Origin of the sequence: Roseateles puraquae, from assembly GCF_002205845.1 — a bacterium.
In the GTDB taxonomy this organism is placed as follows: domain Bacteria; phylum Pseudomonadota; class Gammaproteobacteria; order Burkholderiales; family Burkholderiaceae_C; genus Pelomonas; species Pelomonas puraquae.
In genome coordinates, this window is the sequence record NZ_NISI01000001.1 from 18,602 (window position 1) to 33,715 (window position 15,114).

General features: G+C 63.8%; 13 protein-coding genes and 2 pseudogenes. 13 read left to right on the forward strand and 2 right to left on the reverse strand.

Annotated elements, in window-relative coordinates; translation table 11 throughout:
* Positions 1 to 310 precede the first annotated feature (310 nt).
* Positions 311 to 3,226, reverse strand: a complete 2,916-nt coding sequence (locus tag CDO81_RS00090) for a Tn3-like element IS1071 family transposase (protein WP_003049965.1) — start codon at positions 3,224 to 3,226, stop codon at positions 311 to 313.
* Between the two features lie 195 nt (positions 3,227 to 3,421).
* Here CDO81_RS00090 and CDO81_RS00095 point away from each other — a divergent pair, with 195 nt between their 5' ends.
* Positions 3,422 to 4,012, forward strand: coding sequence for a hypothetical protein (locus CDO81_RS00095; RefSeq protein WP_088481150.1), 591 nt, complete (start codon positions 3,422 to 3,424; stop codon positions 4,010 to 4,012).
* Between the two features lie 187 nt (positions 4,013 to 4,199).
* Here the strand turns inward: CDO81_RS00095 and CDO81_RS00100 are convergent, their stop codons facing one another.
* Positions 4,200 to 4,721, reverse strand: a complete 522-nt coding sequence (locus CDO81_RS00100; protein WP_088481151.1) for a hypothetical protein — start codon at positions 4,719 to 4,721, stop codon at positions 4,200 to 4,202.
* 67 nt (positions 4,722 to 4,788) lie between these two features.
* On the opposite strand from CDO81_RS00100, the pseudogene istA reads away from it, so the two are divergent.
* The 12 genes and pseudogenes from istA to CDO81_RS00160 form a co-directional block, all read left to right on the forward strand.
* Positions 4,789 to 5,808 (forward strand): annotated as a pseudogene (gene istA, locus CDO81_RS00105) (IS21 family transposase); the annotation flags it as partial.
* Positions 5,801 to 6,592, forward strand: coding sequence for an IS21-like element helper ATPase IstB (gene istB, locus CDO81_RS00110; protein WP_088481152.1), 792 nt, complete (start codon positions 5,801 to 5,803; stop codon positions 6,590 to 6,592). The pseudogene istA and the gene istB, both read left to right, overlap by 8 nt.
* Positions 6,593 to 6,743: 151 nt before the next feature.
* Positions 6,744 to 7,427: an RES family NAD+ phosphorylase gene (locus CDO81_RS00115; RefSeq protein ID WP_277596050.1), complete on the forward strand. Its 684-nt coding sequence runs from the start codon at positions 6,744 to 6,746 to the stop codon at positions 7,425 to 7,427.
* Positions 7,428 to 7,521: 94 nt separating this feature from the next.
* A pseudogene (locus tag CDO81_RS00120) lies at positions 7,522 to 9,459 on the forward strand (copper-translocating P-type ATPase); the annotation flags it as partial.
* A gap of 5 nt (positions 9,460 to 9,464) precedes the next feature.
* Positions 9,465 to 9,869 carry a Cu(I)-responsive transcriptional regulator gene (gene cueR / locus CDO81_RS00125; RefSeq protein ID WP_241516791.1) on the forward strand — a complete coding sequence of 135 codons (405 nt, stop codon included), beginning with the start codon at positions 9,465 to 9,467 and terminating at the stop codon, positions 9,867 to 9,869.
* A gap of 106 nt (positions 9,870 to 9,975) precedes the next feature.
* Complete coding sequence (locus CDO81_RS00130; protein WP_088481154.1) at positions 9,976 to 10,869, forward strand: DUF6662 family protein; 894 nt, start codon at positions 9,976 to 9,978, stop codon at positions 10,867 to 10,869.
* Entirely contained in the window at positions 10,869 to 11,405 is a 537-nt protein-coding gene (locus CDO81_RS00135; RefSeq protein ID WP_088481155.1) for an FMN-binding protein, read from the forward strand. Before CDO81_RS00130 ends, CDO81_RS00135 begins: the two co-directional genes overlap by 1 nt.
* A 4-nt stretch (positions 11,406 to 11,409) precedes the next feature.
* Positions 11,410 to 12,240: an FAD:protein FMN transferase gene (locus CDO81_RS00140; RefSeq protein WP_088481156.1), complete on the forward strand. Its 831-nt coding sequence runs from the start codon at positions 11,410 to 11,412 to the stop codon at positions 12,238 to 12,240.
* Positions 12,237 to 12,740 (forward strand): DUF2231 domain-containing protein, encoded by a 504-nt coding sequence (locus CDO81_RS00145; protein ID WP_144397091.1) that lies wholly within the window; start codon positions 12,237 to 12,239, stop codon positions 12,738 to 12,740. The genes CDO81_RS00140 and CDO81_RS00145 overlap by 4 nt, the downstream gene beginning before the upstream one ends.
* A 132-nt stretch (positions 12,741 to 12,872) precedes the next feature.
* Entirely contained in the window at positions 12,873 to 13,160 is a 288-nt protein-coding gene (fliE, locus tag CDO81_RS00150; protein ID WP_088482370.1) for a flagellar hook-basal body complex protein FliE, read from the forward strand.
* A 166-nt stretch (positions 13,161 to 13,326) separates the two neighbouring features.
* Positions 13,327 to 13,734, forward strand: a complete 408-nt coding sequence (locus CDO81_RS00155) for a hypothetical protein (RefSeq protein ID WP_088481158.1) — start codon at positions 13,327 to 13,329, stop codon at positions 13,732 to 13,734.
* A gap of 91 nt (positions 13,735 to 13,825) precedes the next feature.
* Complete coding sequence (locus CDO81_RS00160) at positions 13,826 to 15,112, forward strand: TolC family protein (RefSeq protein WP_088481159.1); 1,287 nt, start codon at positions 13,826 to 13,828, stop codon at positions 15,110 to 15,112.
* The last annotated feature ends 2 nt before the right edge of the window (positions 15,113 to 15,114 follow it).

Sequence of the window (15,114 nt, forward strand, 5' to 3'; positions counted from 1 at the left end):
ATCTTGCAGTAGTCCGAGGCTGCGACGGCGCTGGTGTCATGTTTGGGGGCATGCCGGGATAAGGCCAATTTTCTGTCATAACACTATTAGTTATGAGCATTTGCTCCAAGTGCGACTTGGACGAATTAGGCAATGTTGGTGTGCTGGGTTGGGACGATCTCTGTTCCGGGGTCTCCTCGTTTTCAGTGCAATAAGTGACGGTACGAAAAGCTAGCACTGGCGCGGAGGTGGTGTTGGTAGATCGTTGATTTCATTGACTTTCCTGTTCACTTTCAAATCTGCGATTCGTGGCGTCAAACCGTGGTCGGTTTCATCCATTGGTGCCAGTTATCGATGCATTTGGCCGCGAAGGCAGGATTTGGTCAGCATAGCGGTCAACCGGGAAGCGAAACACACCCCGCAAGTTGATGCTCTCCAGCCTGGTGGGCGCAATCTTCCCGATCAGTTCCGGTGGAATGACCTGGCGGCGGTTCGACCAGCGATCCAGGACCGCCTGCATCTGTGAGGTATTCCACGCCATCACGATGTTGGCCATCAGGCTCAACGCATCGGCCACAGCCTGCATTTCATCGACACGTTTGGCCTGCGCCGGGCTGATCCGGCCGGTATAAATGGCGCGCTTGAGGGCGTTAACAGCCTCGCCCCGATTGAGCACCCGGCGCAACTCGTTCCTGAAAGCGTCCTTGACAAAGTAGTCAGCCAAAAACGCCGTACGCAGCAACCGCCCCAATTGCACGCCAGCCTCATAGATTGGATCGCCCTGGGCGGCAGAACCGAACCGCGCAAGAGCTGCCACCGCACTGGCATGTCCGCTCATGACCGAGGCTGCCAGGTGCACCAGACTATCCCAATGCTTTTCGATCAAAGCGACGTCGACATTGGCTTCGCACACCGCAGCGATTTCTGCGGGCACTTTGGTGCCGCGTGGCACAAAGAGGTGGCGCTGTTTGAGTTCCTTCAACCGCGGGCAAAGATCAAAACCAAGCAAACGGGCATGTGACATGGCAAAGTCGGTGTAGCCATGGGTATCCACAGCAAGCTGGCTGGTCTCCAGCTTTTCTTGGCGGATGACACCTTCAATGGCCACGCCCGCCTGGCGCTCATTGAGCACAAAGGGCTGCGCATGGAAGATGCCCCACCGGTCTTTTACATGGGAGTAGATTCCAATGGAAGGTGTGTTGCGCCGAGGATCAAGCCGGGCTTGCCACACCCGTTTGGTGGTCTCCATGCTCATCATGTCAGAAGATGCCAAATCGGACCGCCCCCAGGTGGCGGCAATCGGGTGTCGCTGCATGAATTCCAGCACAGCCTGGCAGGCCTGGCTCAGACGCCGTTCGTCCCGCGCCCAGCGCATGGCCTGGCGAATGCTGGTGGCAGACAATTGCGGAATCATGCGCGCGCATTCGACCGCAGTCAGACTGGTGCCGTGGGCCATGATGCCGGCATAGACCATCAGCAGCTCGTCGGTAGAGCGCGGCTCACGTCCGAGCATGATCCAGCTAAAGCGCACCTGGGCGTCAACGGCCAGAATCACTTCCGGCAATTGAACCTCACCGATGCGGTGATCCAAAGCCGCGCGCAGCTTGGTCACTTCTGGGTCTTCGTCCTCTGCGGGCAATGGCGACAAATGGAGTTCATCATCCACGCGCAGTACGCCACTGCGGGCTGCAGCGGCCACCGCATCGACACCGGCAGTTACTCTGGCCAGCAAAGGCTTCAAGAAAGTGGCAGCCTTGCTGGGTAACGATAGACGGGCATAGTGTTTCTTGGACTCTGCCTGCCAACGCTCGTCCGTGAAGAACAAGCGCGCACGACCCCGAAAGCTCAGGCTGTGCTCAATCCAGACCGAGCCATTGCGCACCGCGCGGCGCAGGGCAAACAGGGTGGCCACCTCCAACGCCTGAAACGCCCGTTCCCGGTCTGGGCTGGAGATCGAAACCTGCCAGATCATTCCCAGACTTGGTGCCACCACTTCAACTGGCAGCTTTCTGGATCCTTTGAGATATAAAGCTTGCAGCTTGGCAAGGTACTCGATGGCAGGATGCTCGCCGGTGGCCTGCCAGGGCAGCTTTGCAATGGCGACGAGCAACGACCGCACGGGGCGAATTCCATCAATCAATCCCTCGCGGACCAGGGAGGCCCTGCTCGGTGGTTTGCGTTTCTGGGTTTCGGTGATCAAGGCTTCAAGACGGGCACGCAACTCAGCATCTGGCACCGCACCTTGCGCGCTCAAGGCAACAAGTTCGCCGAGCAGCGTTTTGTACATTGCGGCCCAATTGACGGTAGCGGGGACATCGGCGGCAGCCTGACGCCACAGATCGGCGATCCGGCGCTGCACCATAAGGATCAACTGGTCTGTGGTGGTGAACAGGCAATACCGAAGAAAGCATGCGACCTCCACGGTGCGCGCTGGCTCTTTGATCTTGGCTCCGGCTGAGGGCGGCCTGGAGACAAGTCGGCGCGCGTAGCGGCGCAAGATGAGATCGGGGATGTCTGCCAGGTGCTTATGAACGTCCAGCGTGTAAAGCAGGTCGATGCGCTCCAGTACCTCGCTGATTTGGCGGGTTGAGTGTTTCGCCGGTGCAGCCCATAGCCAACTCTGCTGGGTTTGTCCATCTGGGCGCAGCTCTGAAACTGAGGCTCGCCAGCGATCAAGTGTTGCTGGATCAACGCTGGCGGCGATGGCGGTGCCTGTTTCAACTTCAAGCTGGGCAAGTGCCGCCGCAATCAGTGTCCGAATTGCCCGCTCGTGCACGATCACCAGCTTGTTCTTGTACAGCCATTGACGCGCCCGCACGAGTAGCTGATCGCGGTCGGCGCAGCGCGCCACTTCGTCGCGCAGTTCACGTACCAGTGAGCGGCGCTGGTGCTCGCTCATCCACTGGAATCCAAGGACCGTGCAGGCTACTTGTTGGTGATCGAATAGCGTGCGCCCGCGTTCATACATGGCTCTCAGCGAGGCGACTTCTGGTGCTGCAATGCCAAGCTCGTTGCCAAGGTGGCGCCACAAGGCTACTGGAATTACCCGAAAGGCACCGAGCAAACGCCCACTCATGCGCAGGAAACCAATATGGAGCGCCAGACCAAGCTTGTGGGAATCACCTCGGCGTGCATTGATTGCGTCGCGCTCGGCACCATCGAAGGTGAAAAATGCCTTCATCTCGAAGTCGCTGATATCGCGGGGGAGCCCACGCATCCCCAAAAACGTTGTGTGCCAACCCTGCATCGTGAACCTCAAAAGTGGGAGGCCACCATACCCGTTTACAAAGCGAACAGGAAAGTCAATGAAATCAACGGTCTACCCAGACCACCCCCGCGCCAGTGCTAGCTTTGCGTACCGTCACTTATTGCACTGAAAACGAGGAGACCCCGACAGCGCGCAGACGCCGAGCTGTCGGCTCTCAGACTCGACCACGGGCAGATGAAGGCACAGCTGCAGGCGCAGGTTGAGGGCCTCCAGGCGCAACTGCGTGCGGCGCAGGAGCAGGTGGCGTCGCTGGAGGAGAAGCACACCCACGCCCGCGAAGCTTTGGAGCACTTCAGGGCCGCCTCAAAGGAGCAACGCGACCGTGAAGCCCGCCAGCATGAGCAGCAGCTGCAGTACCTGCAGCGCGAGGTCGCCACCGCCACCGAAGCGCTGGCCAACAAGCAGGCTGAGCTCCGCGCCGCGCTGCAGGAGAAGGTCGACGCGCTGGCGCTGTTGACGGCCGCACGTGCCGAGCGCCGCCAGGTCGACGAACAACTGCGCGAGCTGAAGACGGCCGGGGAGAGCCTGGCCGTCCAAAACCAGCTCGTCGAGGACCTACGCGCCCAGGGCCAACAAGCTGCGCAGCAGTACGAAACCCTTCAGCTGCGTGCTGGAGAGCTGGAGAGGCGCAACGGCGAGCTGGAGCGGCTCCTGGCGGCGGCCGAAGCCGCAGCGCAGACACAGGCGGAGATGGTCAAAGGCTTGCTGGATCGCGTTGGCCAGGCACCGGGCAAAGCCAAGGGGAAGGCGACCCCGGGCGGCTGAAGACGCCCCATGGGTGGTGACCTTAACCCCATGTTTTGCACGCAAACCGACGCGGGTGTTTTTGGGCGATTTCCGTAAGTTGTTGATTTTTATAGGAGCCGCTCTGGCTTAACCCCAGTTTTTGCACCGAGACCGACGCGGGCTTTTTTCAGGGGGCAGTGGTGAACAGGTCGTCATTCCGGTGGGCTCACGCGCCCCGCGCCGCAAGCGGCGCTATCGTCGTCGAGGCGTTATGCCGAAAAACCTCATCCCGGGTTGCTCGACAGAGCATGGAAGCCACATGAAGACCAACGCCGAAGCCGAGTTCTGGCGCCACGTCCACGACGTCGATGGCGAACAGCCGGACGACTTCTTCTACAGGGTCGACTCGTTGATGGGCGTACGCACCATTCGGCGAGATGCGCTGCTGCGGCCCAGGCGCTGGGACACCGTGGATCGGCATCCGCACGTGGCGCTGCTGGCCGCGGACGAGCGGCGCGGTCCTCACCAGGCCATCTTCCGACTGTCTTTCTGGCGAACCTTCAAGGATGGCCTGCACGACTGGCGCACTCGGGCACCACACCATCCGATGGTCCTGATGCGGGTCCCTCGCCGAACTGTTCATCGCTCCCTCGAGGGATGGACGTTCGCTGAGGACGACCACCTGGATGGTCGGGCCGAACTGATCTGGAAATTGGGCAGCGCCGATGAGGACCGCGACAACTTCCATGTCGGCGGGGTATCGCTGGAGCACATCGATGTGTTCGACGCGAACACCGGACGATGGGGGCCGTGGCAGCCAAGGCCACGAGATGCTGTTCGACGCCCACACGCGCAGCTTCGCGGCCCTGGGCGGCGTGGCGCGCCGGGGCATCTACGACAACATGAAGACCGCCGTGGACCGCGTCGGTCGCGGCAAGCACCGCGACGTCAACAGCCGCTTCGCCGCGCTGTGCGCGCACTACCTGTTCGACCCGGACTTCTGCAACGTCGCCAGCGGCTGGGAGAAGGGTGTCGTCGAGAAGAACGTGCAGGACAGCCGGCGTCGCATCTGGCTGGCGGCGCGCGAGCAGCGCTTCGGCAGCCTGGAGGAACTCAACGCCTGGCTGGGCGAGCGCTGCAAGGCGCTGTGGGCCGAGTTGCGCCACCCCGAGCACAAGGCCTTCAGCGTGGCGGAGATGCTGGAGCTGGAGCGCAGCCATCTGATGCCCAAGCCCGTGGACTTCGACGGCTATGTGCAGGACGTGGCGCGTGTGAGCAGCACCTGCCTGGTCACCGTGGCCCGCAACCGCTACTCGGTGCCGTGCGAACTGGCCCGGCAGACGGTCAGCACGCGGCTGTACCCGCAGCGCGTGGTGATCGTGGCCGATGAGCGCGTGGTGGCTGAGCATGAGCGGCTCAGCGGCAAGGGCCGCACGGCCTACGACTGGCAGCACTATGTGCCGCTGGTCCAACGCAAGCCCGGCGCGCTGCGCAACGGCGCCCCCTTCGTGGACCTGCCCGAGCCGCTGGCCAGGCTGCGCCAGGCCTTGCTTCGCCACGCGGGCGGCGACCGGCTGATGGCGCAAGTGCTGGCGCTGAGCAGCACGGCCGGGCTGGACGAGGTGCTGGTCGCGGCCGAGCTGGCCTTGGAGCATGCTGGCCCCAGCGGTCGGATCAGCCCGGAACATGTGGCCAACGTGCTGGCCCGGCTCACGGCACCGGAGCGACCGCCCAACGTCGCCACACCGCTGAGCACGACCACACCGGTGCAGGCCGACCCCGGCCGCTACGACCGCCTGCGCCGGCTGGCTGAGCAGGAGGCCGACCATGGCTGATGTCATTGCGGAATTGAAGGCCCTGCGCCTGCACGGCATGGCGGCCACCTGGGCCGAACTCGGCGAGCAGCGCAATGCCGAAGTCGAGCGCTCGCGCTGGCTGCTGGAGCACATGCTGCAGGCCGAGGTCAGCGACCGCGCTACGCGCTCGGTGCAGCACCAGATGAGCAGTGCCAAGTTCCCGGTGCACCGCGACCTGGCCAGCTTCGACTTCGAGGTCTCGCCCGTGGACCGCAAGCTGGTCACGCAACTGGCCACCTGCGAGTTCACGGCCGCGGCGCACAACGTGGTGCTGGTGGGCGGACCGGGCACGGGCAAGACCCACCTGGCCACGGCCCTCGGCGTGGCGGGCATCGGCACGCACGGCAAGCGGGTCCGCTTCTACAGCACCGTGGACCTGGTCAATGCGCTGGAGCGGGAGAAGGCCGAGGGCAAGGCCGGGCGCATCGCGGCCAGCCTGCTGCGCCTGGACCTGGTGATCCTCGACGAGCTGGGCTACCTGCCGTTCAGCCAGAGCGGCGGCGCCTTGCTGTTCCATCTGATGTCCAAGCTCTACGAGCACACCAGCGTCGTCATCACGACCAACCTGGACTTCGCCGAATGGAGCACCGTCTTCGGCGACGCCAAGATGACCACGGCGCTGCTGGACCGGCTCACGCACCACTGCCACATCGTGGAGACCGGCAACGAGAGCTACCGCGTCACGCAGGCCACGGCGGCCACGCGCAAGCGCATCAAGGCCAGGGAGCAGGAGCGACGCAACAAGGGCGACGAGGCGGGCTGAACAAGCTCGCCGCTACAGTTGTCCACAGCCGGCATCAGCCGATGCCGGCCCCAAGCCCTGGGTCAAAGTTCAATCGGCAGGGTGGGTCAAATTTAGATCGGCGCCAACAGACTCAGAACTCAGGTGGTTCGTCGAGAGCGCGCCGAAGGAACTGGGCGCGCCGCCTGCAGCGAAGGCTTCGGCGGGCAGGATGAACGCGGCCGGCATTGCAGTCTTTTACGGTGCGATGGACCAGGAGACCTGCGTGGCGGAGATGCGGCCGGCCTTAGGCGGCAGGGTCCTGGTGGGAGCATTTAGGACGACACGACCACTGAAGATCTTGGACTTCCGTCGACTGGAAGCAGCCACGTTGGGGGAGCTCAGCTACTTCGATCCCAAATATGCGGAGCAACGAGAGCGGGCAGTCTTTCTTCGTCGTCTCCGCGGGCTGATAAGCCGACCGGTGGTGCCGGGGCACGAGGACGAATATTTGGTCACACAGACGTTGGCCGAATATCTGGCCCACGTCCACTCGCCGCCTTTTGACGGCATCTTCTTCGGCTCCGTCCAGAAGGAGGGAGGGGCGAACATCGTCTTGTTCGGGCGAAGTGACGACGAGCTGGTGATCGACGTGCTGGATGCACCAGAGCCCGTCTCAACACTCTGGCCCGCAGAGCCTCAGCACGAGGTGAATGGGGATCAACGGTTTCCCGTCGAGTACGTTGATGGCAGCGCCAAATTGTTTGCTACCCGCTCGATCGAGTACCAGCATCAGCAGCTCACGTTCTCAATCGGTGAGGACTACCTCTTTGTGCACGACGGACCCGACGACTACGAAGACGGCGATTGGGGCTGACGTGGTCGGCGTCACCCCTCAAGAAGAGCCGCTGCTTTGAGGGCATACCCTAGGCTCTTAACCCCAGTTGGTGCACGAAAACCGAGATCACCCCAAACCGGCTTTGCCCGAATGGTGGCCCATCGCGGTGGCCATGGCGCTCTCCGCCCCGCTCGTGCTTCCGATGTTCGCCACGCTGTTCGGTGCCCACTGGATGCTCCCGGGCTGGCTGCAACTCGCGTTGGCCACGCCGGTCCAGTTCTGGCTTGGCGCGCGCTTCTACCGGGCTGGATGGAAAGCGTTGCGCGCCGGCGCCGGGAATATGGACTTGCTCGTCGCCCTGGGCACGAGTGCCGGCTACGGTTTGAGCGTCTATCAGCTGTTGGCCCATGGCGACCAGGCCATGCATTTGTACTTCGAGGCCTCAGCGGTCGTCATCACGCTGGTCCTGCTCGGCAAGTGGCTGGAGACGCGTGCCAAGCGGCAGACCACGGAGGCGATTCGCGCGCTCAACGCCCTCCGCCCCGAACGAGCCCGGGTTCGCCGCAACGGTGCCGATCTGGATGTGGCGATCGCCGAGGTTCGTGTTGACGACCAGGTTGTCGTGCGCCCAGGCGAGCGGATTCCTGTCGACGGCGAGGTGGTTGAGGGTGCCAGCGAGATCGACGAATCGCTGATCACCGGTGAAAGCCTGCCCGTGGCCAAGCATGTCGGTGACCGCGTGACCGGCGGCTCCGTCAACGCTGAGGGTCTGCTGCTCATCCGGACCACGGCGGTCGGTGCCGAATCCACCCTCGCACGCATCGTTCGGCTTGTCGAGTCGGCGCAGGCGAAAAAGGCGCCTATCCAGCGACTTGTCGACCAGGTGAGCGCCGTGTTCGTCCCGGTGGTCATCGGCATCGCTGCCCTGACACTGCTGGGCTGGGGGCTGGGCACGGGCAACTGGGAGGCTGCGATCCTCAATGCCGTTGCAGTGCTGGTCATTGCCTGCCCGTGCGCCCTTGGCCTGGCCACGCCCACCGCCATCATGGCCGGCACCGGCGTTGCCGCACGTCACGGGATTCTGATCAAGGACGCCGAAGCACTCGAGGTCGCGCACAGCGTCAAGGTCGTCGCCTTCGACAAGACCGGGACGCTGACCGAGGGCAAGCCGGAACTCGTGGCGTTTGAGGCGGTCGATGGCAACACCAGCAGCATGCTCGGAGCGGCTGCAGCCATCCAGAACAACAGCGAGCATCCGCTGGCGCGTGCTGTCATCGAGGCTGCCAAGCGGGAGCGGGTCGGTGTGCCGCCGGCCAGCGAGGTCCGAGCAATTGCCGGACGTGGGATGGCGGCCGTCGTGCGCGGCCGAAACCTCAGGCTGGGCAGCACGCGGTTCATGCAGGAACTCAACGTCGACCTGTCGGCGATGGCCAAGATCGCCGCCGCGCTGGAAGCTCAGGGACGCACGGTGTCCTGGCTCGCCGAAGCTGGTGAGCGCCCTCACCTGCTTGGACTGCTGGCGTTCGGTGACGCGGCCAAGGCGTCTGCGGTGGACGCCATTCGGCGCCTGCATGAGATGGACGTCAGCACGGTGATGCTCACCGGCGACAACCGCGGCAGCGCCACCGCCATCAGCCGCCAGCTCGGGATCGACGAATTCCGGGCCGAGCTCCTCCCCCAGGACAAGGCCGATATCGTTGCCGAGCTCAAGAGCGGAAACAGGCGCGTGGCGATGGTCGGCGACGGCATCAACGACGCCCCTGCCCTGGCGGCTGCCGACGTGGGCATCGCGATGTCGACAGGTACTGACGTGGCCATGCACGCCGCTGGGATCACTCTGATGCGGGGCAACCCGGCGCTGGTCGCTGACGCCATCGACATCTCGCGGCGCACCTACGCCAAGATCCGCCAGAACTTGTTCTGGGCTTTTGCCTACAACGTCGTCGGCATACCGCTGGCCACCTTCGGGCTGCTCAGCCCGGTGGTCGCAGGAGCGGCCATGGCCTTCAGCAGCGTGAGCGTCGTCACCAACGCGCTGATGCTGCGCCGCTGGAAAGGAAGTATTCAATGAGCAGCATGAGCATGACCGGCCCCTTCAACATCGGTGAGGCGGCCAGCCAGTCGGGGGTGTCCGCCAAGATGGTCCGGCACTACGAATCGCTGGGGCTGCTGCCCAAGATCGGGCGGACCGCCTCCGGCTATCGCCAGTACACCGACAAGGAAGTGCACACCCTGCGTTTCATCCGGCGAGCTCGGGACCTGGGCTTCAGCATGGCGGAGATCGCCGAACTCCTGAAGCTTTGGCAGGACCGGCGCCGGGCCAGCGCCAACGTCAAGCGCATCGCGCTGGCGCACGTCGCCGACCTGGAAGTCCGGATGAAGGAGATGGACGCCATGAAGCGAACCCTGGAGCGCCTGGCCGAGTGCTGCCACGGGGACCATCGGCCGGACTGCCCGATCCTGGACGAGCTGGCCGACTGACGCTCCGCGCTCTCGCTCCTTCTGCAGAAAGCTGGCTGACAGCTGCACGTTGACACCATGCGCACACAATGAGAATAATAACGATTCTCATTTGCATTGGATAAGCATGCTCCTGTCTTCTCAGCGCGTGGCGACCGCCACGGTCATTGGCCTGGCCCTTCTTTCTCGCTCCGCCGTCGCTGGCGAATCCCCTATGGGCTGGATCTACACCGCTGAAGTCGCGCCTCCAGGGACTAGGGAATTCGAGCAATGGGTCGACGTTCAGACCAAGCAGACACGGGGCGACTACACCAACGTCCGCTTGCGCTCCGAGCTGGAGTTCGGCATCACGTCTAAATATCAAACGGCCATCTACCTGAACTCCCGCTTCATCCGCGCCTATCGCAACCAGATGGACGGCACGACCGCTGGCCCCAACACCGACATCCCCGACACCTTCGATCCCACATCCCGCTACAAGATGAGTCGCGTGGAGTCGGTGTCATGGGAAAACATCTATCAGCTATCCAACCCATTGGTGGACCCTGTCGGGCTGGCCGTCTATGTCGAGCCCTCCTGGGGGCGTCGCAACAAGGAGCTGGAATTCAAGCTCATCCTGCAGAAGAACTTCTTGGACGACCGCGTCATCTGGGCCACCAATCTGAGCACCGCCCTGGAGAACAACAAGCGGGGCAGCGACGTCGAAAAGGCGACGGAGCTCGATCTGCTGACAGGGGTCTCCTACCGCTTCATGAACAACTGGTCTGCAGGTATCGAAGTCCGCAACCATCGCGAGTTCACGGGCTACGGGTACGGGGTGGCCAACCACTCGGCGTGGTTCATTGGGCCGAACGTCCACTACGCCACCAAGGGCTGGTGGCTGACGGCGGCCTGGCGCAGCCAGATGCCCTGGGCGAGTGGCTTCCAGGATGATCAGAAGGAGGTGATCAGCGGCGGCCGTATCTACGGCGACGAGCACACACGCAACCAGTTCGTGCTGAAGCTGGGAGTGCCGTTCTGATGCGCTGGGAACCCTTCTTCGCCGTTCCCCTGGCTGTCGCCTCGACCGCCGCTTCGGCCAGCGTCTTCTTCTCGACCGAACAGGCTCAGCAGGTCATGTTCCCCGCGGGGAAGTTCACCAAGGTCGCGCTGGCCATGACGCCAGAGCAGCGTGATGGACTGTTCGCCCGATCGGGCGTCCACGAGCCGTTTCGGGAAGACGGCGTCTGGTCGGTGGAAGGCCAAGGGTTCTTCATCGTCGATCAAGTCGTCGGCAAGCACGAGCTGATCACCTATGCCGTGGGGCTCAACCTCGATGGCAGCGTGAAGCAGATTGAGATCCTCGAATACCGCGAGACCTACGGCTCAGAGGTGCGAGGGGCCGCGTGGCGGCAGCAGTTTGTCGGCAAGACTGCCGCGTCGCCAGTCAGGCTCAACAAGGACATCGCCAACATCACGGGCGCCACGCTGTCCTCCAAGCACATCACAGACGGGGTGCGGCGGGTTCTGGCTGTCTATGACTTGGCGTTGAAGGGGCTTCACAGTGGCAAGCGTTGAACGCATGCAGCCATTGCTGGGCACGTTTGTCACCATACGGGCACAAGGCCAGGAAGGCGTGCCTGAATCCGAGGTGACGGGCGCGGTCAGCGCTGCGTTCTCGGCCATAGCCCGGGTGCAGCGGCTGATGAGCTTTCATCGCCATGACAGCGACGTGGGCCGGCTCAACCGGGCTCGCCCTGGCTGTCACCTGCGCGTGCATCGCTGGACGAGCGCTGTGCTCAGCGAGGCGTTGCAGCTGCACATGGCGAGCGCCGGTGCTTTCGATTGCAACGTCGGTCGGGTTCTCGTGCGAGGCGGCTTGCTACCTCGCTCACGCCCCGCCGTTGTCGGCCGATCCAAAACGTCCATGTCCCGTGCCATCAGGTTGGCAGAGGGTGGCCGCGTCAACGTCGCCCAACGGGTTTCGCTTGATCTCGGAGGCATCGCAAAAGGATTTGCTGTCGACCAGGCGGTGCGTGTCCTGCGCAGTCGGGGCATGCAAAGTGGGCTTGTCAACGCCGGGGGCGACCTCTACGCCTTCGGCTCGGCGCCACAAGAAATCTGGGTTCGATGCCCGAAGTCGCCGACTGACATGAAGTTGATCGGACGGCTGCAAAACGGTGCCGTCGCGACGTCCGCCAGCTATTTCGCCTCCAACCTGGGCAACGACGGCAAGGCGGCAAGTGCCATCGTGAATCCGAGGCACCAGAGGCGTGTTGGCCTGCCAGGGAGCGTTTCTGTGGTCGCGAAAAGCTGCCTGCAGGCCGATGCGCTCACGAAAATAGTTGCGTTGCGAGGCTCCCTTCCCGCCAGCATCCAGAGGCGAGCGCGAGCAACGGTCATCCGACTATGACGACGACAAGACCTCAACCGTTCAGCATTCGCCTGCCAGCTTTTCAGCGGTGGGCGACCTATGGCACGTTGGCAGTGGTCGCAGCAAGCGGAACTGCCTGGCTCGTCGTTCATGACTGGCTGCGGTTGAACTGGTTTGCCGCTGAGCACAGGCTGCTCGTGACACACGGCGTTGCCGCCGCCCTTGCACTTACCGTTGTCGGAGGTTTGCTGCCGCTGCATATCCGGCTGGCCTGGCGCATCCGCCGCAACCTTTGGTCCGGTGCGTTCACCCTCATCATCATGGGACTGCTCGGCTTGAGCGGTTGGTTCCTCTACTACGGTGACGAGGAGTGGCGGGAAATTACCCGTTGGCTGCATATTGCAGTTGGCCTGCTCAGTTGCGCCGTGGTCCCGTTCCATGTCTGGATGGGCAGACGTCGCTCGGCAAAGCAGCAAGCCCCTCAAGCGCTGCCTACGCAGGTAGGCAAGGAATCGTTGGCCACGAACTGTGCCCCTTAGCGGACCCAGTTCCGGCGTTTTCCCATCTATGACGAGCGCATCCTGTTGCAGCCGCGAGGCTGGCGGTATCACAGCTGTCGATTCCGATCACCGAACCGTGGGAGGTGCATTGTGCAAATGAGATTGACGCCGATGGACTCGATCCAGTCGATCGCTCGCTCGGCCGAGGCACTGACCAAGCCGGCTTCGGTACAAGGGCGAGGGTTTCAGGATGCCTTGGCAAGTGCGCTTCAAACCACCAGCGACCTGCAAAAGGAGTCGGGCAGGTTGAGCAAGGAGTTCTCGCTGGACAACCCCACGGTCAGTCTCGAGGAAACGATGATCGCCGGACAAAAGTCGAACATCGCTTTTCAGGCGACTTTGCAGGTGCGCAACCGGCTGGTTCAGGCCTACAGCGAAGTCATGAACATGCAGATCTGAGGCGATAACCAGGTCGATCAAGGGCCCCTCCGTGTCAAACCTGCCGTGGTGTAAGGCGACGGAACCCGTCGCCGACGCATACCGCTTACGCGTTGGCTCTGGACGGAAACGCGCAGACTTTGATCTGGATCTAACGCCCCCGGCCACACGCGGATAGACTTTGCCCATGATGTTGAACAAGACCTACCGGCGCTGGATCGCGAGCTTGCTCGCGGCGGTGCTGGTGTGTCTGCAGCTCTCTACGGCAGCCTACGCCTGCCCCGTCCCGACCGGCTCGGAGTCGATGCCGATGGTCAGCATGGCCGGCATGGCCGACTGCGACCAGATGTCCGGGATGGACACCGAACAGCCGCAGCTGTGCAAGGCGCATTGCGACCGCGACAAGCAGACGGTCAACAACGCGCCGGCGCCTGACCTTGCGCCCGCGGTTCTCCTCGATCAGCTCTTCACCCGCCTGGCCCTCTGGCTCCCGCCCGAGACCGCAGAGGCACTCCCTGCGGTCATTACCGCCCACACCGGCCCGCCAGACGGCACGCTGCCGGTGTATCTCACCCTCCAGGTCCTCCGCAATTAAGCCCTGACGTCCGCGCTGCCGCACGCGCGGCGGCGTGCCCACGTCTCGCGTCGCTTGCCGACTGCTTCCAGGCTTTTTGTGGAGCGCCATCATGGCCATCTTCTTTTGGGCGGGATCTTGGTCCCGCTCCGGCGGCACAGGAGCTACCTGCCGCCGCATCCGCAAGGCTGTCATCGCGGCAGGCTTACTTGCAGGCGCCGCCGTGCATGCGGCCCCCGTCACCTTCGAACAGGCCTTGTTGCTCGCTGAACAGCGCTCCGCCGCACTGACGGCGCGCCAGGCCGCGGCAGAAGGCGCGCAACAGGCGCGCACGGCCGCAGGGCGCCTGCCCGACCCCAAGCTGGCTGTCGGCATCGAGAACTTCCCGATCTCAGGTCGCGAGCGTTTCAGCTGGAACCGCGAGTCCATGACCATGCGACGTGTCGGCGTCATGCAGGACGTGCCCAACGCTGCCAAGCGGGCCGCCCAGCGCGACGCTGCCGACGCCAAGGCCGAGCGCGAGCACGCGATGCTGGAAGCCGAACGCCTGGCGGTACGCCGCGAGGCGGCGCTGGCCTGGCTCGCCCTGCACTTCGCCGAGCAAAAGCTGAACGTCTTCGCAACGCTCGAGCAAGAGAACCGCCTCTTGCAGGACACGTTGTCTGCCCGCGTCGCATCCGGAGCCGCCACGCCCGGCGATGCGCTGATGGTGCGCCAGGAGGCCTTGGAGCTGGCCGACCGAAGGGACGAACTGCAGGCCGGCGTCGAGCAGGCACGGGTCCAACTGCGGCGCTGGACCGGCGACCAGCCGGAACTGTCCGCTGAGGCTGAACCGCCCCCGCTGCGGCCGGACCTGGCGCGATTGCTGGGCGGGCTTGATCGGCATGCCGAACTGCTGGCCTTCAACCCGATGCTCGCAATGGCTCGCGCCGACCTCAGCGAGGCAGAAGCGATGCGCCAGGGTGATTGGGGCTGGGAGGTCGCCTACGGCAACCGCGCACGGTCCTTCGGTGACATGGTCTCGTTCCAGCTCACCTTCGAGCTGCCCGTCTCACGGGCCACGCGCCAGGAACCCGTTGTCGCTTCCCGCCGTAAGGACGTCGAGCGGCTTGAGGCCGAGCGGGAGGATGCGCTGCGCCGCATCCGCGCCGAGGTGGATACCCAGGTTGCGGAGTTGCAGCGACTGGAGCGTGTGCTGCAGCGCCAGCTAACCGCCACGCAACCGCTTGCCCGGGAGCGCGCCCAGGTGACCCTGGCCAGCTACCAGTCCGGCCGCGCCGACCTCGGTGCCGTGCTCACCGCCCGCAAGAGCGCTGCCGAAGCGCAGTTGCGCGGTCTCGATCTTCAAGCCCAGGTGCTGGCCCAGCAGGCCCGCCTGGCCTATCTCATTGCGGAGTGACC

Coding starts and splice junctions, on each gene's coding strand:
- CDO81_RS00090 (WP_003049965.1), bottom strand. CDS start 3,226: ATGCAGGGTTGGCACACAACGTTTTTGGGGATGCGTGGGCTCCCCCGC.
- CDO81_RS00095 (WP_088481150.1), top strand. CDS start 3,422: ATGAAGGCACAGCTGCAGGCGCAGGTTGAGGGCCTCCAGGCGCAACTG.
- CDO81_RS00100 (WP_088481151.1), bottom strand. CDS start 4,721: ATGGAAGTTGTCGCGGTCCTCATCGGCGCTGCCCAATTTCCAGATCAG.
- istB (WP_088481152.1), top strand. CDS start 5,801: ATGGCTGATGTCATTGCGGAATTGAAGGCCCTGCGCCTGCACGGCATG.
- cueR (WP_241516791.1), top strand. CDS start 9,465: ATGAGCATGACCGGCCCCTTCAACATCGGTGAGGCGGCCAGCCAGTCG.
- CDO81_RS00130 (WP_088481154.1), top strand. CDS start 9,976: ATGCTCCTGTCTTCTCAGCGCGTGGCGACCGCCACGGTCATTGGCCTG.
- CDO81_RS00135 (WP_088481155.1), top strand. CDS start 10,869: ATGCGCTGGGAACCCTTCTTCGCCGTTCCCCTGGCTGTCGCCTCGACC.
- CDO81_RS00140 (WP_088481156.1), top strand. CDS start 11,410: ATGCAGCCATTGCTGGGCACGTTTGTCACCATACGGGCACAAGGCCAG.
- CDO81_RS00145 (WP_144397091.1), top strand. CDS start 12,237: ATGACGACGACAAGACCTCAACCGTTCAGCATTCGCCTGCCAGCTTTT.
- fliE (WP_088482370.1), top strand. CDS start 12,873: ATGGACTCGATCCAGTCGATCGCTCGCTCGGCCGAGGCACTGACCAAG.
- CDO81_RS00155 (WP_088481158.1), top strand. CDS start 13,327: ATGATGTTGAACAAGACCTACCGGCGCTGGATCGCGAGCTTGCTCGCG.
- CDO81_RS00160 (WP_088481159.1), top strand. CDS start 13,826: ATGGCCATCTTCTTTTGGGCGGGATCTTGGTCCCGCTCCGGCGGCACA.